This window comes from Mucilaginibacter sp., assembly GCF_039925265.1.
Taxonomy (GTDB): domain Bacteria; phylum Bacteroidota; class Bacteroidia; order Sphingobacteriales; family Sphingobacteriaceae; genus Mucilaginibacter.
Map to the genome: position 1 here is coordinate 49479 of NZ_JBDSZG010000034.1, position 19809 is coordinate 69287.

General features: G+C 44.2%; 13 protein-coding genes. 4 read left to right on the top strand and 9 right to left on the bottom strand.

Annotated elements, in window-relative coordinates; translation table 11 throughout:
- Nucleotides 1-22 precede the first annotated feature (22 nt).
- Complete coding sequence (locus ABIX36_RS15700) at nt 23-1000, top strand: electron transfer flavoprotein subunit alpha/FixB family protein (RefSeq protein WP_348083112.1); 978 nt, start codon at nt 23-25, stop codon at nt 998-1000.
- Between the two features lie 27 nt (nt 1001-1027).
- Nucleotides 1028-1627 carry a bifunctional nuclease family protein gene (locus tag ABIX36_RS15705; protein WP_348083113.1) on the top strand — a complete coding sequence of 200 codons (600 nt, stop codon included), beginning with the start codon at nt 1028-1030 and terminating at the stop codon, nt 1625-1627.
- A 60-nt stretch (nt 1628-1687) separates the two neighbouring features.
- Here the strand turns inward: ABIX36_RS15705 and ABIX36_RS15710 are convergent, their stop codons facing one another.
- A complete protein-coding gene (locus ABIX36_RS15710) occupies nt 1688-2293 on the bottom strand; it encodes a porin family protein (protein ID WP_348083114.1) in 606 nt (201 codons plus the stop codon).
- A gap of 155 nt (nt 2294-2448) precedes the next feature.
- Here ABIX36_RS15710 and ABIX36_RS15715 point away from each other — a divergent pair, with 155 nt between their 5' ends.
- Nucleotides 2449-3708 carry a nucleoside permease gene (locus tag ABIX36_RS15715; protein WP_348083115.1) on the top strand — a complete coding sequence of 420 codons (1260 nt, stop codon included), beginning with the start codon at nt 2449-2451 and terminating at the stop codon, nt 3706-3708.
- A gap of 64 nt (nt 3709-3772) precedes the next feature.
- The gene (locus ABIX36_RS15720; RefSeq protein WP_348083116.1) at nt 3773-4888 is read left to right on the top strand and encodes a DUF3667 domain-containing protein; all 1116 of its coding nucleotides are present in this window, start codon (nt 3773-3775) and stop codon (nt 4886-4888) included.
- A 52-nt stretch (nt 4889-4940) separates the two neighbouring features.
- On the opposite strand, the gene ABIX36_RS15725 is transcribed toward ABIX36_RS15720, so the two are convergent.
- The 8 genes from ABIX36_RS15725 to ABIX36_RS15760 form a co-directional block, all read right to left on the bottom strand.
- Nucleotides 4941-7226 carry a glycoside hydrolase family 3 N-terminal domain-containing protein gene (locus ABIX36_RS15725; protein ID WP_348083117.1) on the bottom strand — a complete coding sequence of 762 codons (2286 nt, stop codon included), beginning with the start codon at nt 7224-7226 and terminating at the stop codon, nt 4941-4943.
- A gap of 4 nt (nt 7227-7230) precedes the next feature.
- Nucleotides 7231-9021 carry a glycoside hydrolase family 9 protein gene (locus ABIX36_RS15730; RefSeq protein WP_348083118.1) on the bottom strand — a complete coding sequence of 597 codons (1791 nt, stop codon included), beginning with the start codon at nt 9019-9021 and terminating at the stop codon, nt 7231-7233.
- 151 nt (nt 9022-9172) lie between these two features.
- The gene (locus tag ABIX36_RS15735; RefSeq protein ID WP_348083119.1) at nt 9173-9778 is read right to left on the bottom strand and encodes an outer membrane beta-barrel protein; all 606 of its coding nucleotides are present in this window, start codon (nt 9776-9778) and stop codon (nt 9173-9175) included.
- 180 nt (nt 9779-9958) lie between these two features.
- Nucleotides 9959-11299 (bottom strand): TolC family protein, encoded by a 1341-nt coding sequence (locus ABIX36_RS15740; protein ID WP_348083120.1) that lies wholly within the window; start codon nt 11297-11299, stop codon nt 9959-9961.
- Nucleotides 11300-11312: 13 nt separating this feature from the next.
- Nucleotides 11313-11990 carry an ABC transporter ATP-binding protein gene (locus tag ABIX36_RS15745; RefSeq protein ID WP_128534870.1) on the bottom strand — a complete coding sequence of 226 codons (678 nt, stop codon included), beginning with the start codon at nt 11988-11990 and terminating at the stop codon, nt 11313-11315.
- Between the two features lie 336 nt (nt 11991-12326).
- Entirely contained in the window at nt 12327-14732 is a 2406-nt protein-coding gene (locus ABIX36_RS15750) for an FtsX-like permease family protein (protein WP_348083121.1), read from the bottom strand.
- Between the two features lie 66 nt (nt 14733-14798).
- Nucleotides 14799-17195, bottom strand: coding sequence for an ABC transporter permease (locus ABIX36_RS15755; protein ID WP_348083122.1), 2397 nt, complete (start codon nt 17193-17195; stop codon nt 14799-14801).
- A 101-nt stretch (nt 17196-17296) separates the two neighbouring features.
- Nucleotides 17297-19723, bottom strand: coding sequence for an ABC transporter permease (locus ABIX36_RS15760; protein ID WP_348083123.1), 2427 nt, complete (start codon nt 19721-19723; stop codon nt 17297-17299).
- Between the last annotated feature and the right edge of the window lie 86 nt (nt 19724-19809).

Here is a 19809-nt window from a genome sequence, read left to right on the forward strand (position 1 = left end):
ACGAGACGAAGAACGATCTTATATGTCAGTTTTAATATATGCCGAAAATGCCGGTGGCAAGTTCAAAAAATCAACATTCGAAGCTGTAAGTTACGCCAAAGCAATAGCCGACCAGGCGGGCACCAATCTTGTAGCCATTTCTATTGGCGATGTTGCTGCCGGTGATTTAGCTGCCTTAGGTAAATACGGTGCCGAAAAGGTCCTGAATGTGTCTAACGATAAATTAAAGAATTTTGTAAACCAGGCCTATGCCTCTGTAATTGCCGAAGCAGCAAAGGCACGGGACGCGGATATTGTAGTCCTTTCCAATTCGTTTAGCGGTCGTGGCCTTGCTCCCCGTATCGGTGTAAAATTACAGGCTGGTGTTGCCGATGGTGCTGTTGCCTTACCTGTAATTGAAGGCGGTAAATTCACCGTGAAGAAAACAGCCTTCTCCGGCAAAGCATTTGCAACCGTAGAGCTAACATCGGCTAATAAAGTTATCGCACTTACGCCAAACTCTTATAAAGTTGTAGAGAGCGCTGCTGCCGGCCAGGTGGAAGATTTTGCGGTGGAAACCAAAGAATCGGACTTTAAGGCGCTGATAAAAGATATTGTGCGTTCTACCGATAAGGTTTCCCTCCCAGATGCTGAAATAGTAGTATCTGGTGGCCGTGGCCTAAAAGGCCCCGAAAACTGGGGTATGGTAGAAGAATTGGCCGAACTGCTTGGTGCTGCCACTGCCTGCTCCAAACCGGTATCTGATGCCGGCTGGCGCCCGCATAGCGAACATGTTGGCCAAACAGGTATAGCTGTCAGTCCAAATTTGTATATTGCAATAGGAATTTCGGGTGCTATACAGCATTTAGCCGGTGTAAGTTCGTCAAAGGTTATTGTCGTTATCAACAAGGATGCCGAAGCGCCATTTTTTAAAGTGGCCGATTACGGTATTGTTGGCGACGCGTTTGAGGTATTGCCAAAATTAATTGCTGCGGTTAAAGAATATAAAGCGTCGGCTTAAAACTATTTTGTTGTGATGGGTAATGATATGAAAAAGATAAAGCTGGATATTGTGGGCCTATCCTACAGCCAAACGCAGTCCGGCGCGTACGCACTGGTTTTGGGCGAAGTTAGCGGCCGTCGCAGGTTACCTATCATCATTGGCAGTTTCGAGGCGCAGGCCATTGCCATCGAGATAGAGAAAATGACCCCGAGCCGTCCTCTCACTCACGATCTGTTCAAGAGCCTTGGCCAGGCGTTTAACATTACCGTGCAGGAAATTATCATCTATAATTTAGTAGATGGCATATTTTACTCCAAGCTGGTTTGTTTTGATGGAAAGAAAACGGTAGAGATTGATGCGCGCACTTCAGATGCCATTGCCGTTTCTGTACGATTCGATTGCCCTATTTATACTTATGAGTTCATCCTTTCTACCGCGGGTATTGTGATAGAAGGCAACGATTTTGTTTATTTAGAAAACATTAACGAAACCTCGGAAGAGAAAACACCTTCCACGCCTTCGGGTTCGTTCACTTCCCTAAGTGATGATGAGTTAAAAACACGCTTGCAGCAGGCTCTTTCCGAAGAAGCTTATGAGAAGGCTGCCAAGATTCGCGACGAGCTCAATAAGCGCAAAGCTTCCTAATTAATGGTAAAGGGGAATTCCCAGGATCGGCACCCCCTTACCATTATAGGTAACCGATCTTTAAAAATTTAAGCCAATATTCAAATTGCTTACACTATTCCTTAATGCTGAATAAGTATTATCCTTCACAATATCAGCAATACCGCCTTGCCCATTAATTTCTATAAAGAACTTTGCCTTTTCTGATATAGGGAATTTAATGCCGATGCCGACGTCAAGGCCGGCATCGGTTGTGTTAAAAATATTTTTCACATCGCTGCCGTTGCTGGTTTCTTTGGCATTCAATAAAATACCAACATAAGGGCCAAAATTAAGGTACCAATTTTTAGTACGGCCAAAGTGCCAGTTAGCCATAACCGGGATAGTTAAATAGTCTAAATTATAAGTAGTATTAAATTGATCGGTAGGAGTTGCAAGATAACCTTTCCAGCCTTTTTGGTCGTAAGCCAATTTACCCTTAATACTCCAGCTTTCCGAGAAAAAATGATCAAGCGATATACCTAGGTTAAACCCCGTTCTGTAATCGCTGTTGGTGTAAGCGCTGGTGGTAACGGTTGCAAAGTTCAAACCCGCACTAACGCCGATTTGGTTGGTATTTTTAGTTTGTGAAACTGCCGTTAGCGAAAGAATTGCTGAAGCCAGCAGGAGCGTGAAAAACTTTGTCATAATTTGCAATTTAAGTTGGTTAAAGATAAGGTTTTTGGCCATTCGTTTCAATTATTTTGGATAAACTATGCAAGTCCGCTTTCCTATATCGCCTTATTTCAGTAATTTTCGCTTTTGGTGTTAAATTTTACTATAACTGATTTAAACTGTTCTATATGAATATTAAGTTCCGCTTAATACTGATGAATTTTTTGCAATTTTTTATCTGGGGGGCCTGGCTTATTTCGATAGGTAAATACTGGTTTTCCAATAACCTGGGTAGCAATATTCAATTTGGAGCGATATTTTCTACAATGGGGATAGCTTCGATCTTTTCCCCTACAATTGCCGGTATTATTTCCGATAAATACATAAATGCCGAAAAATTATACGGTTTGTTGCACATTTTGGGTGCACTTACGCTCTTTATCATCGCACGTGTTACCAACCCCGTAACATTTTTTTGGGTGATGTTGTTGAACATGTTTTTCTATATGCCAACCTTGTCGTTGTCCATATCGGTCTCCTATTCGGCGTTAAAAAAGTCAGGCGAAGATGTTGTAAAGGTATTCCCTCCTATCCGAACGTGGGGAACTGTAGGTTTTATAGCAGCACTATGGACGATAAACTTCACGCATAACGGGGAATCTGCAAATCAATTTTATATCGCTTCTTTCGTTGCGTTGACGTTGGGTGTGTATGCCTTTACTTTACCACAGTGCCCTCCTATGGCGGCAAAAAATGAAAAAAAGTCTTGGGTAGAACTGATGGGGCTGGATGCATTTAAACTATTTAAAAGTCCTCGCTTCGCTATATTTTTTGCTTTCTCGATGCTATTGGGTGCCGCCTTACAACTCACCAATGCTTATGGCGATACTTTCCTCGGTGATTTTAGCAAAAATCCCGTTTATAAAGACACAATTGCAGTGACGCACTCGGAGGTCATCATGTCGATCTCTCAATTTTCGGAAACCTTGTTTATTTTGGCTATACCTTTTTTCCTGCGGAAGTTCGGCATCAAATACGTAATGTTATTCAGCATGATAGCTTGGGTATTGCGTTTCGGGCTATTCGCTTATGGCAATCCGGCAGAAGGCTTTTGGATGATTATCCTGTCGTGCATTGTATACGGTATGGCGTTCGATTTCTTTAATATATCGGGTTCACTGTTTGTTGAAACGCAGGCTGCCCCCGAAATACGCGGAAGCGCACAGGGCTTGTTTATGATGATGGTCAATGGTTTTGGCGCTTTTTTTGGCAGTAACGTAAGCGGTTGGTTAATTCAGCAATACTTTATTTTACCAAACGGCCAAAAAGATTGGCATGGCATATGGCTCAGCTTCGCGGGCTATGCCTTAGTTATCGCTATCATCTTCCCGTTTGTTTTCAGATACAAACATAACGCAGCGTTGAAGCATGCTATAGAGCATGCTTAGTTTAATAAAAGACGAAAAATAAAGTTTACAATACAATACCTAATCTACTCAATTAAAAAGTGCTATGAAAAAGCATTACCGGCACGAAACTGATTGCCTCAACTGCAGAACCGAATTACAAGGAAACTTTTGCCACAAATGCGGGCAGGAAAACCTGGAAATGAAGGAAAGCTTTGGGCACATGCTCAACCACGCCGTAAGCGATTACTTCCATTTCGATTACCAGTTTTTTCATACCCTGAAACCGCTTTTTGCTAAACCGGGCAAGCTTACAGTAGACTATTTAGCCGGCCGAAGGATGCAATATCTGCACCCGGTGAAGATGTATATTTTTATCAGTTTGGTTTTCTTCGTGCTCTTCTTCCACGAAAATGGAAAGAATATGGTACACGTAAACAAGGGCAAACAAAGCGGTAAGGCATTGAAAGACACCGTTAAAGCTAACATACTTGGTGATATTGACAAAGATGGCAGTTTAAGTGCCGATGAGAAAAAGAGGGCTAAACGCTTAGTGACTACTTACTTGCCAGGCGCGACTGAAACGGCCACCCCTAATGCTGTTGAGGCTGCTAAACCAAAAGGCGCTAAAGCTGCAACGCCGGGCGAAAGCGAAGGCGATTTTAACTTTCTCGAAGATGGTAAAGGTGCCAAAACTTACGAGGAATACGTAGTACTACAAAGTAAGCTGCCGGAGAGTAAACGCGACGGCATGTTCTCTAAGTATTTTATAAAAAAGAAGTACGATTGGAAAAGCCAGGGGAAAAATGCCCAGGAAATTTTCACCGAAGGTTTAAAGCATAACGCCCCTAAAATGATGTTTGTGCTACTGCCTCTTTTTGCGCTGATATTGAAATTAGCTTTTTGGAGAAATCATAAACTTTATGTGGAGCACATTATTTATGCCATACACCTGCATTGCTTTATATTTCTGTTTCTTACGTTTACGCTGCTGTTGCAGATGATACTTCCACACAGCTGGAAAGAACCTGTAATGGGCTGGGTAGGGTTTTTAACTACGGTTGGCATCATTTGGTACGTTTACCGGTCGTTCAGAGTGGTTTATAACCGGAGCCGCTGGCGTACGGTGAGCAAAATGTTTGGCGTTTCGCTGATGTACCTGCTTGCTTCTACCTTTTCTATTTTTCTATTCATCCTGATTACGGTTCTTACATCAGTATAAATGAAAAGAGGCGCGATCTCTCGCGCCTCAGCATAATTATCAATTGTACAGATTACAATTTCCCTGTTCTGGATGGCAGATCTAAGTTTGATACGTAGTTAAAGCTTTGGGTTTGGCTGCCTAACTGTATTTTAAATTCGCCGGCTTCGGTTACTGTTTTGCTTACATCGTTTACAAAAGCCAGATCTTTCGCCGTAATTTTAAAGGCAACTGTTTTGGTTTCGCCGGGTTTAAGGCTTATCTTATCGAAAGCACGCAGCCGTTTAGTATCTGGTGCTATACTGGCGTACAACTGGCTGATGAACAGCAAAACAGATTCTTTACCTTCTACCTGCCCGGTGTTTTTCACATCTACAGTATTAGTCAGTGTTTCATTAGCGTTTAACGTTGGTTTGCTGATGTGCAGGTTATCATACGCAAATGTAGTGTAGCTTAAGCCGTGCCCAAATTCATACAGCGGGTTGTAGCCGTGGCTATCATCAGAATTGCCGTTCTCCAGGTTTTTGCGGTTATAATTAACCAATGCATTGGCGTAACGCGGATAAGTAATTGGCAATTTGCCCGATGGGTTTACATCACCAAATAATACGCTTGCAATAGCATCGCCACCTTCGTTTCCTGGTAAGTAGGCCATTACTGTAGCGTTTGACAATTTGTCGGCATCAGTAACAATTCTCGGCCTACCTTCAGCCAATACTAATATTACCGGTTTGCCGGTTTTGGCCAATTCGGTTGCCAGTTGTATTTGGGCAATGGGGAGGTTAAGGTCGTCTATATTACCTACATTTTCGGTATAAGATAACTCGCCAAGGCATAACACAATTACATCCGAGTTTTTGGCAGCTTTTACCGTCTCGCTCACGTTCAGCAAACTGTCGAATGCCGCCCCGGGTTGATAGGCTACATTATCTTTACCTATTTTCTGTTGAATGGCTTCTAATATGGTGTTCTTATCAGCGGCAAATTTATCCGATTGATCGCCCTGCCAGGTGTAGCTCCATCCCCCATCTAACGACCGCATGGTGTTTGCGGTTGGCCCGGTAACTAATACTTTAAGGCCTTTCTTAAGCGGCAGGATGTTGTTGTTATTCTTTAATAGCGTAATAGCTTCGTTAGCTGCCTGCACACTCGCCATCCTGAATTCTTCCGAACCAAACTTAGGGTAATCATCCGGGTTGCCCACGGGGCGTTCAAACAATCCTAATTCATATTTCACTTTTAATATCCGGTGAACGGCTTCGTTTACACGCGCCATGGTTACTTTCTTCTCCTTAACCAATTCTACCAGGTAGGTAAAAAAGGTATAATCATAAGGCACCATGCTCATATCTACGCCGGCATTAACGGCAATCATTACAGCGTCTTTTTGGGTGGCGGCCACATGGTGGCGGGTGTTTAAGTATTGTATATCCCTCCAGTCGGTTACGGCTATACCGTCGAAGTGAAGCTCACCGCGTAAAACATCGGTCAGCATATATTTGCTGGCGTGGATAGGCACCCCGTTTATCTCGCCCGAGTTGATCATGAGCGTACGGGCACCAGCTTTTACGGCTTCGGCAAATGGGGGTAAGAAATACTCGCGCATGTACCTGTCCGGTATCCACGATGGCGTGCGGTCTTTCCCGTTCATGGGGAAGCCGTACCCAAGGTAATGTTTCATACAGGCGGCTACGTGGTATTTATCGCCAATATCATTGCCCTGGTAACCTTTTATTACTTCGGCACCGAGCGTTTTGATCAGGTATGGGTCCTCTCCCATAGTTTCATATATACGTGGCCATAAAGCCGATTTGCCCAAATCCAATACAGGCGAATAATTCCAGGGGATATAGCTTGCGCGTGTTTCATAAGCTGTTATCTCGCCTAAATTATGCGCGATGCTGCGGTTAAAAGTTGCTGCGAGCGCAATCTCATGCGGAAACAATGTACTGCCGGTGGTGTACGTTACGCCGTGGATAGCATCTATTCCGTATATAACGGGGATCTTGAGGCGGTCTTTAGCGGCGACACCCTGTATTTCGGTAATTACATCAAACCAATGCTGGCGGGTGTAAGCGGTGCCGGTAACGTTTAAAATGGAGCCCACATGGTATTTCATGATGGCTTCTTTTAGTTTTTCGGCATCTATCTGGTGGCTGGGCGAATTGGTTTTAGACACCACATCGGAGGTTACCTCCGTCATTTGGCCAACCTTTTCTTCCAGGGTCATTTTTGCAATAAGGGCATCAACTTTTTGGTCGATACTGCTTTTAGCGGCGGCAGTTTTTTTTGGCTGCGCCATTAGGCAAGTTCCGCTTAAAAGGCTAAGGCCTATAGCGGATACAAGTAGTTTTTTCATGCTGTTAGTTATGATATTTAGTTTGGGTATTAAAAAGTTCTTTTTGTAAAGCCTCTATCGCATTAGCCAGATAGGCTACCGGCGCATTCCAGTTGATGGCAATTTCGTTGGTGGCGTAGGACCGGTCGTCATCTATAAACGCCTCATCCGGGAAAATTGAGGGCACCTGGATCTTATCCTGCATACCCGGATTGGGCCCGCCGGAAAGTAGACCCGGAATTGGATCCTCTACCCCATCAGCTACCGATGGGCGATGGTGCGGGTGCATCACCAGCTTACTGCCAAAACCGGTAACATAACTGTAACCGGTTCCGTTGCGGCCCAAAATATAATCGAGGTTGGCCAGAGCGTTCTCGAGGTAAATTTTCTTGCCCGATAATTTGTACGCTTTTATCAGCAACATGCCCTGGTTGGCAGCATTGCTGTTGCTGCCCCAGTTAAAGTTGGTTTTAGATTTCGTCATTACCGTTTGATAGGCGTTGCTGTCTGCACCGGCTATAAATTTATCAGCCGCATATAAAAGCCATTCTTTCGCCTCCTTTATTTGGGGCTTATCAGCCCTCGTTATACCCGCGTTTTGCGCAAGGGTGTAATATCCTAACAGCTTTACATTAGACCATGTTGGCACCTGCACTTTTTCATTTTTATTTAAGCTGATCTTATCCTGGTACTCCGCTTTTCCGGTGCTTACATATAGTTCGGCTGCAGCCCAAAAGAATTCGTCCGCCACGCTCCTGTCGCCATAAGTGCCGGTTACAACGGCCGGTTTAAACTGCCTGTTCATAGCATCCTGGTTGTACAATACGGCAGGATTTTTAGTCGCCCATTGCCAGGCGTATTCCGATGCTTTTATACAGGAGTCTGCCAAACCGGGCAAAGCCTGCGGGGATTTTTTAAAGACCCGTGATGCCTGTGCCATTACCGCGGCAAAATCCAGCGCGGCTGCGGTGCTTTTTTGCACCACATACCTGGCAGAGTCGGCTTTATCCGGCATTATCATCGCATCGAAACGCGGATTGGTCAATTTATGATATACTCCACCGTCGTTAGGGTCCTGCATGGTGAGCATCCAGCGAAGATTCCACAATACTTCGTCCAGCACATCGGGCAACCGGTTATTGCTTTCGGGGATATTTAGCTTAACTGTTTTCATATACTCCGGGAAATCTTCATATAGGGAAAGGAGCGTCGCCGTAGAGATCCCGCTGTTAACAATATATTTGTTGTAATCGCCGGCATCGTACCAGCCGCGCGGCGAAGAGATCATTGTCCCCTCCGGTCGCCTTTCGGTAGCTGCGGAAGGGTGGATCAGCACTTTATCATCCGGATGCCCTGCTGCTCTATGCCATTTGCCGGCATACTTTTCCTCCAGCGGGATAGAGGCCCTTTGGTAATAAAATGCTTTTATAGTACCATCGGCAACCGGCTTAAGCGCATTAGTACTAATTTCGAAAGGATATGAGTCGCCGAGTCCCGGCAAATTAACTACATATTTCCCCGGCTTTTTAAATGATGAAAAATCGGCTATGGAGGTAAATTTACCAGAGAACGCAGCTTGGGTCGACATTTTTAAGTCGCCCGTAAAAACGGTTTTATTATTAAGCGAGCGAATATAGAATTTACCGCTTTGCTGAACTGCAATTATGGCCACTTTACTTGCCCCGGGGTAAAAACCTACCTGGTTTAAGCGGATAATATTTTTAGCATTTTGCACCTGTGCCTGCGCTTTAACATGCAGTTGCAGGCAAATACATATCGCCACTATTAACACAGTGCTTATTTTTTTACAATACATTTTGCAAGATTTATATCAGCTAAAGGTAATGCTGGCATTCAAACACTTGTAATACTATATTGCCATTTATACCTGTAACAGTTATACTATTTTACCAAAAACGGGTCTGTGCAATGCACAGACCCGTTTTTTTATTAGTGGTTTGTTAGTATTAGAATAACCTATAACCAAGGCTCAAATTAAACAGGCTTACCCGTGTTTTGTACGTATTTGAGTTATCAAAATAAGTTTGTTGGGTTAACCCCGCCTCGTAACGCAAATCAATCGATATCTTTTGTATATCTACACCGGCACCAACCTGTATGGCAAAGTTAGAGCTTTTGTAGTCCAGGCGACTTGCATCTCCCAAGGCGGTACCAAAACCACTGTTTTTATTTATTGCGAACGATAGCAACGGGCCACCATAAAACCTCCCGCCAAAACCCAGTGCACCAACTTTTACACCTAACAATAAGGGGACATCAATACTGGTGAATTTTGCACGGTTCGAGGTGGAATTATTGCTGTTGTTGATGTTAACATTTTTGCTGGTTAGATAAATTTCTGGTTGGAAGTTAAACCCCAATGCACCGAAACGTGCCCAAACACCACCAAGGTAACCGGCGCGATTATCGCTGCTTAACGAGCTGCTGCCTGATGAAAGACTTGTTAAGTTCACGCCTCCCTTCACGCCAAACTGCACGCTTGGTAATACTTGGGCCTGCGCTGCAAACGCAGTTGTTAAAAATATGGATAATACGAGTAGTGACTTTTTCATAAGGGTATAATTTTTTAGTGTTAACAACAAAAATAAGCTTTTGTGTTGTTAAAAATTGCTCAGAAGGAACAGGATGGGCTTTAATGGAAATATCCGGCGCGCCGTTGAAAATGGCGGGCCGGATACCGTGTTAATTCTGCGATAAATGTAATATAATAATCTAATAAGATGCAAATTTTATTATAATGATAATTTTCCCTGGTAATAATCTAAAATTTTGTTATAAATATAAACCGAGTACCTGGCATTGATCATGTTCAGTTTTGTTCTGTCGAGGTTGTTTTTGGCTACCACAAAATCTACTGAGGTAAGTACACCGGCATTAAAGCGGATCTCCGCCGTACGGAAGGATTCGGTGTAGGCCGCCACCTGTTCTACCAATACATTATACTTTTCGTAGGCCGAGGTCATGTTTAAATATGCCTGCTCAACGTTTTGCCTTAGCTGCACTTTGGTGGTTTGTTCTACATAAATATTGTTCTGCAGATCTATCTTCGCTAAAGCTACTTTGTTACGTTTTTGGAAATAGCCCAGTATCGGCACCCTTAAACTGATACCTACATTTGTACCGCGATTGTTTTTAAACTGATCAGCATAACTTACATCCTGCCCGGCAATTTGTCCCGAGCTGGAGATGTTGGTGGATAAGCCCCCGAACAACGATACGGTTGGGAATAGCCCGCCCTTTGCAACGCTCACGCCTTTTTCCGCGCTTTGGCGTCTTAAGGTAGCCGCCTTTACATAAGCAAGCTGGTTTAAAGCGATATCATACACCTGATCGGACGAGTTTGATGTTTGTTTAGCCAGGTCTTCGGCATTGATGGGTGCAAGGGTAATATTTTCCTTGTAAGGGATGTTCAGGATCTGCAATAAACTCAGTTTAGAACCTTTTAGGGTTGCCACGGTGTTCACTACGTTCAATTGATTGTCGCCATAGGTGCCTTTAAGGTCGTACAGATCAGATGGTTGTTTGTTAGCGCCTTCTTTCTCCAATATGTTTAAACGTTCCACCTGCTTTTTCGACACATCTAACTGATTTCGTACCTGGTTAAGCAGTTCGGTATTATTCAGCACCAATAAATAGGCAGTGATAACGCTAATGGTAACCTGGTCTTTAGCCTGCTGAAAATCCATTTTACCGGCCTGATAGGCTAATGAAGTTTGCTTGATGTTATTCAGGTTTTGTAAACCGCTAAACAAAGTAAGATCGCCGTTTAGGTTATAGTTACCCGATTTGAACGACTGGTTCACATACGTATTGGTAGATGGATCGATACCGCGGCCGCTGCTGATGCTGTGATCTACCTGGCCGCTGATGGCCGGCAAAAGGAATTCTTTTGCCTGGTTAGAATTCACCTTGGCGGTTTGCAGCAACAGTTCGCTCTTTTTTACATCCAGGTTGTTTTTGATGGCAATATCGATGCACTGCTGCAGGTTAAGCGTAGTATCGGCCGTTTGGCTGTGTGCCAGTGCCGGAATAGTTAGGGCTAAGCTAAAAAGTAAGTATTTATAGTATCGCATTTTGTGTTATAGTTCAGAATTTTTTTGAAGATTCTACCCTTCCATCCAATAGGTTAATAATACGCGAACCATACTCCGCGTTTTTTTCCGAGTGCGTTACCTGGATGATGGTAACGCCATCTTCTTTGTTTAATTTACGAAACAGCTCCATGATCTCTTCGCCTTGTTTGGAGTTGAGGTTACCGGTAGGCTCATCGGCCAAAAGTAGTTTTGGTTTGGCTATCAGCGCGCGGGCTATACCCACCAGTTGCTGCTGCCCACCAGATAGTTGTGCCGGGAAAAGGTCCTTTTTACCAACGATGTTAAAACGATCGAGCATGTCTGCAACCATGGCTTTGCGTTCGCTGCCTTTTACATCCTGATAGATCAGCGGGGTTTCGATGTTTTCGTAAACGGTTAACTCATCTATTAAATGGTATGCCTGGAAAACGAAGCCGATGTATTGTTTATATAAAGCAGAGCGCTGCTTTTCTTTCATCTGGTGAACGGGCTGATCTACAAAGTAATGGTAGCCGGTTGATGGATCGTCCAACATGCCGATGATATTGAGCAAGGTAGATTTACCCGAACCTGATGGGCCCATGATAGATACAAACTCACCCTCATCCACATCAAGGCTGATATCGTTGATAACGAAATTTTTGTTGCCGCCAACCTGGTAATACTTCGAAATATGCTGTAGTGATAACATTTTAACTGTTTAAGATTAATGGATAATTGTTTACTGGTTGCAATTTCTTAATTTGATTTTGGCATTAAAGTATCAATAACATACCAAAGTTATAAATTGCTAATTATCAGTAATTTATAATTAAATTTAATTGTAATACTGTACGCTTCTGTACAGCAGGGCGTTCGGTAATGATACACTGTCGGAGGGCAAGAGCCAAGAATCAAGAGACAAGACAAAATTACGTGAATGACAACTTTGTTACAAAAGACAAGAGCCAGAACAAATTAATGCCTGACTCCCGCTTCTTACAGTCTTTTATCTTGTCTCTTGATTCTTATCTCTTGGCTCTCGCCTCTACTCGCTCCGCAAGCTCTTCACCGGGTTGCTGAGTGCGGCTTTGAAGGACTGGTAGCCAACGGTGATAAAGGCAATTAGGATGGCCATCCCTCCTGCCAGTAGAAACACATACCACTGGATATCTATGCGGAAGGCGAAATCCTGTAGCCAGGCGCTCATAGCGTACCAGGCCAGCGGTGATGATATGACAACTGCTATGAGTACCAACTTGAGGAAATCGGACGAGATAAGGCCTACAATGCTCATCACATTTGCACCCAAAACCTTGCGGATGCCTATCTCTTTAACACGCTGACGGGTGCTGAACACCGCTAAGCCGAATAAGCCCAGGCAGGATATAAATATGGTAACCATGGTGAAGGCTTGCAGAATTGAGCCGGTACGCTGGTCTGTTTTAAACATTTCTTCAAACTCCTGGTCGAGGAAATGGTACTCGAATGGCGAGTTAGGGTAAAACTTATGCCACTGCGCCTCCATAGCTGCGATGGTGCCCGCGGTATTTTTGCCGTTGGTTTTTACCAGCAGCTTGCCAAACCAATCATACTCCGGGAACACCACCAACGGCTCTATCTTTTGGTGTAAGGATGAAAAATTAAAATCCTTTGCCACGGCTTTAATAGTGCCCGTGCGGCCGTTAAGCCCGATATGCTTACCTATTGCTTGCTCCGGTTTCCAGCCCATGGCGGCAATAGCGGTTTCATTTAAAATAAAACTGTATTGGCGCAGGCTGTCTTTACGCACCTGCTGCTCATCACCAAGGTCAAGGTCGCGGCCGGCAACAAGCGTCATGCCCATGGTTTTGATAAAGGAGCGTTCAATTGGTGTTGCGGTTACGGGCAGGTTAAAATCGGAGTTTTTACCGTCGGCGCTGTTAATGGAATAACCGCCGCGCACGTTTACCGGCGAGTTGTAGGAGGCCGTTGTACCCGTAATGCCGGGGTTTTGCGCTATCGCATTTTTAAAGGGCTCCAGGTTATTAAAAGGCATGCCGCCAATATCAAGCACCATCACCTGCGAGCGGTCCATCCCGGTATTTAGGTTTTGCATGTACCTTAGCTGACTGCCGGCTACCAGCGTACTGATAATAAAAAACACCGAAACAATGAACTGGAAAACCACCAGCGATTTTCGCAGCGTATTACCGCCTGCCGCACCGGTTGATTTTGTTTTAAGTATCACCACCGGCTTAAATGCCGATAAATACAAGGATGGGTAAGTTCCGGCTAATAACGTTACTATAAAGAACAGGCCAAGTACTGCTGTGACCAGCCATGTAATATTCCATGTTTTAAAATTGAGCGCCTGCCCGCTAAAATCGCTAAAAGCCGGGAAGCAAAAGGTTGCGAAAACTACGCCTGCTATGAGCGATACGAGTGTGATGATACCCGCCTCGGTAATAAACTGGAAGAATAGTTGTTTACGCTGTGCGCCCATTACCTTGCGTACGCCTATCTCTTTAGAACGTTCTGCCGAGCGGGCGGTTACCAGGTTAAGGAAGTTTACGCAAGCCAATACCAGCAGTATAACGGCCACAATGCTCAAAATGTAAACGTATTTGATATTGCCCGAAGGTTCTAAACCACCGGCCGTAGAGTACAGGTGTATGGAGGTAAGCGGCTCCAGGTTATACCATATTTTTTCGCCGGCACTCAAATCGTTTTTAAATAAGTCATTAAGATGGGCGTTTATTTTTTTCTCGGCTGCAACCCTGTCGGCACCGGGTTTTAGCAGCAGGTACGAGTAGTCGTTGGCAGAATCCCATTTGCGGGTGAGCGAACGCGGCATCATGGCGTAGCTGCCTACCATGTCAAACTTTATCTGCGAGTACTCGGGTACATCTTCTACTACCCCGGCAACCATCATGTTGTTGGCACCATCTACCTTTAAAATTTTGCCTATAGGGTTATCGGTACCAAAATATTTATTGGCTGTAGAGGACGTGATCACGATAGATGATGAGTTGCCCAAGGCAGAACCCGCATTGCCTGCTATGAACTTAAAGCTGAAGATCTTAAAGAATGATTCATCGGCCATTAGCACGTTCTTTTCTTTAAAAAGCTTATCGCCAAACTGAACGATGGCGGGGCGCATGTCCGAATAATCAATAATGCGTACGCCGTCTTCCACTTCCGACAATTGTTGTTTAAAAACCGGCACCGGCGCTGTTGGTGTTACCGCTATGGTGTTCACCTCCTTGTAATCCGGCGATTTGTGGTTTTGGATGATACGCACAATTCTATCCGCCTTCTGGTGGAAACGATCATACCGAAGCTCGTTGATGAGGTAAGTTGCCAATAGCAAAAAGCAGCAGATACCCACTGCCAAACCGGCTATACTTATAAACGACGTTACCTTGTTTTGCAACAAATTACGCCATGCTGTTTTTAAATAGTTTTTTATCATTATGCTGTAAATTCTAAATTCTAAATACTAAATCCGAAATCGAACATTCGAAATCCGAAATCTCTTTTATTCACTCCTCAAACTCTTCACCGGATTTGCTATGGCTGCTTTTACCGATTGAAAACTGATGGTTAGCAGGGCAATCACTACCGACAGCAACGCTACGAATACAAAAGTGCCCCAGGTGATGCTGATATGGTAGGCAAAATCTTTCAACCACAAATTCATCGCGTACCATGCAAGCGGCCAGGCTATGAGGTTTGAGATCACCACTAATTTTATAAAGTGGCCTGATAATAACAGCACGATATTTTGTACCGATGCGCCCAGAACTTTGCGCACCCCTATTTCCTTAATCCGTTTTTCGGCAGAGAAGGATGCCAAGCCGAATAAGCCAAGGCAGGATATCAAAATAGCCAAACCGGCCAGTATCCCCACAATTTTGCTCACCTGGTTGTCGGCACGGTAAACCTCCGCAAAATGGTCGTCCAAAAATTGGTATTCAAACGGATGGTCGGGGTTAATTTGCTTCCAGGTAGCTTTGATGAATTCAATGGCCTCTTTTGATTTGCCCGCATTTATTTTTACCGAAACCGTGCGGAAACCCCATTCACTTTGATTGACGAGGAATAGGTTTTCTACCTTATAATGCATCGAATTAAAATTAAAGTTTTTGGACACACCCGTAATTACGCCAAGCGAATCGAAGCCGAAGCGTTGCCCTATCAACGAAGCGCGTGTGGCCCCCGGATGATCTTTTAAGAGTTCGTCGGCCATGGCTTCATTCACAATGTATTCACGGCCGTTTTGAGACTTTTCTGTAGAAAAGTTTTTCCCTTGCGACAATTTGATGTTATAAACGTTGAGGTAATCGTTATCAACAATAAGCTGCGTGGCCGCCAAATCCTTCTTTGGAGAATTTTTATACTGAAACGTAACACCATTTTGGTCTAAATGGCTGCCCAATTGATCCTGCGAAGCAGTTACACCTGCAACAAGCGTATTGTTTAATAGTTGCTGCTTAAACAGCTGGTAGCCTTTGCCCGAAATTCTATCCAACGGAATGGTAACCATTTGCTCGCGGGTAAAGCCAGGGTCTTTAGCCTGCATAAATTTAAGCTGCTTCACCACAAATACGGTGGCTATCATCAGGAATACAGCACTGGTAAACTGGCCAACCACCAACACGTTGCGCAAAGCCCCTTTGTTCTTGCCGGTTTCTACCGATCCCTTTAAAACCTTAACCGGCTTAAAGGAGGACAGGAACAAAGCGGGATAAATACCCGAAATAAGACCCACCACAATAGTCCCCAACAAAATAAGCGGCATAAATAATGGCTTGCAGAAAACGGGCAGCGAAATGCCACGAAGGCTGAGGTTATTTACGTAGGGTAAAGCAAGCTCTACCAATATAATAGCAAATACCAGCGCCAGTAAGGATAACAAAATGGTTTCGCCCAGGAACTGCAAAGCCAGTTGCGGCCTGCTTGCACCTATAGATTTACGTATGCCCACCTCTTTAGCCCTATCAGCAGAGCGTGCTGTAGAAAGGTTCATGAAGTTTACGCAGGCAATAACGAGCACTATAATAGCAATGATGGCGAATAGGTTGGTTGATTTCTGGTCGAACTTTTGAAAGTTGAGGTAATCCAGCCCGATGTCTGTAGAACCGGCATGCACGTCTTTCAGCGGGAGGTAAAATAGTTCATAATATTTCCAGCCATCGCCACTGAGGTGTTTTTTTAAGAAACCCGGCATCTTAGCTTCAAAGGCTTTCAAATCGGCACCGGGCGACATTTTAAAGTAGGTATTTAACCAGTTGCTGCCCCAGTTATCCATCCATTTTTGGTGAATGCCCGGCAAGGAGTACAAGGCATCAAATTGTAGCTGGGAGTTTTTGGGCACATTGGCCATCACGGCTGTTACGGTAAACTTCAGCGTATCGCCGCCGTAATGGTTTATTATTTTGCCGATGGGATCCTCCTTACCAAAAAGTTTTTCGGCAGTTTCCTCGGTAATGGCAATGCTGTTTGGTTTGGTTATCGCCGCAAGTGCATCGCCTTTTATTACCTTAAAATTAAATATCTTAAAAAAAGAAGGGTCAACGGCAAAAACCTCGGGCACAAATATTCTTTTCTCGTTGTAGGTGAACTGATATTTATCGTCCCATTTTATACGGGTGTAATCCTTCACTTCAGGAAACTCTGCCTTAATAGCAGGTGCCATCGGAAACATAGACAAGGCTACCTTTTGAGGTGCGGCTAACCCGGGCCATTTTTGTACCTCATTCAGCCTTACAATATTTTCGCCATGAAAACTGTCGAAGCTTTTCTCGTACGATACAAATAGCAGTATAACAATACAGGCAGCCATACCCACGGCAAGGCCTACGATATTGATAACCGAGGAAACTTTATTCTTCCACAGATTGCGCCAGGCGATCTTAAAATAGTTTTTATACATTTATTACACAGATTTATTTTAGTTCATAGTTCATGGATGATAGTTCATGGTAACTGTGTAGTTTCCTTTTGCTATGAACCACGAACTATTAGCTATGAACACTATTCACTCTTCAAGCTCTTCACCGGGTTTACCAGCGCGGCTTTTACGGCTTTGTAGCTTACGGTAAGCCATGCTATACCCATCGAGCCTACTATTGCAATTATAAATACGCCCGCCGTTAGTGGTATGCGGTAAGCAAAGTTCTGTAGCCATTGCGACATAAGGTACCAGGCCAATGGCATGGCAATTACAAATGCGATACCTATCAGCAGTAAGAACTCTTTGGAAAACATAAAAACAATATTGGCGACCGATGCACCTAATACTTTGCGAACGCCGACTTCTTTGGTGCGCTGAACCGCCATGTACGAAACCAAGCCGTATAAGCCAAGGCAGGAAATAAAGATGGCGATACCCGCGAAGATCTTGTAAACCAGCGCCAGTTTGTTTTCCTGTTCATAAAACTTAGCGATGTTCTCATCCAGGAAATAACCGTTGTAAGCGTATTCGGGATAGGTTTGCTCCCACAGGGCTTTAATAGTAGCAACGGTGTTAGAAAGGTTGCCTGTTTGGATCTTCACCGCAGCCAGGGATTCGAACTGCTTGCGCGGCGCTATAGTTATCGGTTTAACGGCATCGCGCAGTGAATTGGTTTTAAAATCTTTAACCACGCCGGTGATGGTTGCCCAGCTTTTAGCCCCGCCAAATTTTAAAGTTTTGCCAATGGCGTCTTCTGCCTTTTTTACACCAAGCTTGTGTATCAGCGTCTCGTTAACCACCACCTGGCGGGTAGTATCGGCAGGGTCATAACCTTTGCCTGCCGCGAATTTAAATCCGAAAGTTTTGAAATAGTCGGCATCACCAAACTTAAGGAAGGTAGCAAAGGTAGCGCCCTTAGTGTCGTTGTTATAATAGAAGTTGGATCCCCAGTTGTTATCAGATGATGGTGCATCCGAAGTAAAGCTCACCGATTTTACCTGCGGATTTTGCAATAGTTGCTGTTTAAATGTTTGCATTTTGCCCAAGCTGATACTGTCGGTATAGCCCGGTAGTATCAATACAGCGCTTTTGTTGAATCCGAGGTCGGCATCATTTACATAGTTCATTTGTTTTACGGCAACTAAAGTGCCGATGATCAATAATTGCGCGATAACGAATTGGCCGACAACCAATGCCCTGCGCAGTGGGATGCCGCCAACGGAAGCGGCTGTAATTTTGTTTTTGATGGCCAGTATTGGCTTAAAGCCCGATACGACGAATGCCGGGTAGATGCCGGAAAGTATAATAACCGCAATGGTTGTCAATGCCAAAAACAGAATTGTTCCGGCGTTAAACAAGCCGATATTATCCGGCACGGTGGCGATATTTTTGAGGTATGGCAGAGCCAGTTCTGCTATTGCGACTGCAATTGCCACCGAAACTAACACGATAATGGTTGTTTCGCCAATAACCTGTAATATAAGTTGCTGCCGGGTGCTGCCTAATACCTTGCGAATACCCACCTCTTTGGACCTGCTTACCGATTGCGCGGTAGACAGGTTAATAAAGTTGATGGATGCCATAACGATGATCAAAACCGCTATAAGACCCAATATACGCAGGGTTGCCATGCTGGTGCTGTGATCGCCAATCGTATTACCGAAACGGGTATCAAAGTGCATAATACTTAATGGCTGTAAAAAATGGGCACGGGTTACTTTGGTTTTATCCTCCGCGAATTTAGCTGTGAAGCGTACCAACTGCTTATCCATATTGCCAGCCGTCATATTCTGTGGTAGTTCGGCAAATATCTGGTGGTTGCTGCTTAACGAGCCCCATTCATTAGAGTAATTATAATCTTTAGGATGTTCTTTCCAGGTGGTGTAGGAGACCATCACCTTTAGCGGGAAATCGGTATTATCTGGCGCGTCGCCAATAATACCGGCAACGCGTAAAGTTAACACGTTATCCATTTTTAGCGTTTTGCCCATGGCTTGTTTCCAATCGCCAAAGTACTTGATCGCTGTGCTTTTAGATATTACCACCATGTTCGGCTGTTTCAAAGCGCTTTTATCTCCTGCCAACCATTCCGAATGGAAAATATCAAAGAACTGCGGTTCCATAAAAAATACGCCAACTTCTTCGCTGAATTTTTTATCGTTTACGGCGTTGTTTGGGTCGTTACCTGGCACGGTTAGCTGGCTGCCGTAACTGGAGTTTAAGGCGGCAAACTTTACCTGCGGAAAGTCGATCCGCAAGGCATCAAGCGCCGGTACGGATACGCCGGGATTATAAGAGGTACCATCTTCGCCCATTTGCTGGGTAACCACATGATACAAGTTCTTGTAATTGGTAAAACTGGTATTGAAGCTCAGCTCGAACTGCAGGATAACAAATATGAGCAGACAGGCAGCAATGCCCACGCTAAGGCCAGAAATATTTATGATGGAATAACCTTTATGGCGTAGGATGTTGCGCCAGGCGATCTTGAAATAATTTTTTAACATACAAACCGATTTTGCCTTATTGTAGTTAAAAGCTATACCAGTTTTTTAAGTTACTGATTATTAATATTTTAATATTTGACCGAATT

What these genes read in the sequence shown, in the direction of transcription:
- ABIX36_RS15705 (WP_348083113.1), top strand. Translation starts at nt 1,028, where the DNA reads ATGAAAAAGATAAAGCTGGATATTGTGGGCCTATCCTACAGCCAAACG.
- ABIX36_RS15760 (WP_348083123.1), bottom strand. Translation starts at nt 19,723, where the DNA reads ATGTTAAAAAATTATTTCAAGATCGCCTGGCGCAACATCCTACGCCAT.
- ABIX36_RS15735 (WP_348083119.1), bottom strand. Translation starts at nt 9,778, where the DNA reads ATGAAAAAGTCACTACTCGTATTATCCATATTTTTAACAACTGCGTTT.
- ABIX36_RS15700 (WP_348083112.1), top strand. Translation starts at nt 23, where the DNA reads ATGTCAGTTTTAATATATGCCGAAAATGCCGGTGGCAAGTTCAAAAAA.
- ABIX36_RS15725 (WP_348083117.1), bottom strand. Translation starts at nt 7,226, where the DNA reads ATGAAAAAACTACTTGTATCCGCTATAGGCCTTAGCCTTTTAAGCGGA.
- ABIX36_RS15740 (WP_348083120.1), bottom strand. Translation starts at nt 11,299, where the DNA reads ATGCGATACTATAAATACTTACTTTTTAGCTTAGCCCTAACTATTCCG.
- ABIX36_RS15750 (WP_348083121.1), bottom strand. Translation starts at nt 14,732, where the DNA reads ATGATAAAAAACTATTTAAAAACAGCATGGCGTAATTTGTTGCAAAAC.
- ABIX36_RS15715 (WP_348083115.1), top strand. Translation starts at nt 2,449, where the DNA reads ATGAATATTAAGTTCCGCTTAATACTGATGAATTTTTTGCAATTTTTT.
- ABIX36_RS15745 (WP_128534870.1), bottom strand. Translation starts at nt 11,990, where the DNA reads ATGTTATCACTACAGCATATTTCGAAGTATTACCAGGTTGGCGGCAAC.
- ABIX36_RS15710 (WP_348083114.1), bottom strand. Translation starts at nt 2,293, where the DNA reads ATGACAAAGTTTTTCACGCTCCTGCTGGCTTCAGCAATTCTTTCGCTA.
- ABIX36_RS15720 (WP_348083116.1), top strand. Translation starts at nt 3,773, where the DNA reads ATGAAAAAGCATTACCGGCACGAAACTGATTGCCTCAACTGCAGAACC.
- ABIX36_RS15755 (WP_348083122.1), bottom strand. Translation starts at nt 17,195, where the DNA reads ATGTATAAAAACTATTTTAAGATCGCCTGGCGCAATCTGTGGAAGAAT.
- ABIX36_RS15730 (WP_348083118.1), bottom strand. Translation starts at nt 9,021, where the DNA reads ATGTATTGTAAAAAAATAAGCACTGTGTTAATAGTGGCGATATGTATT.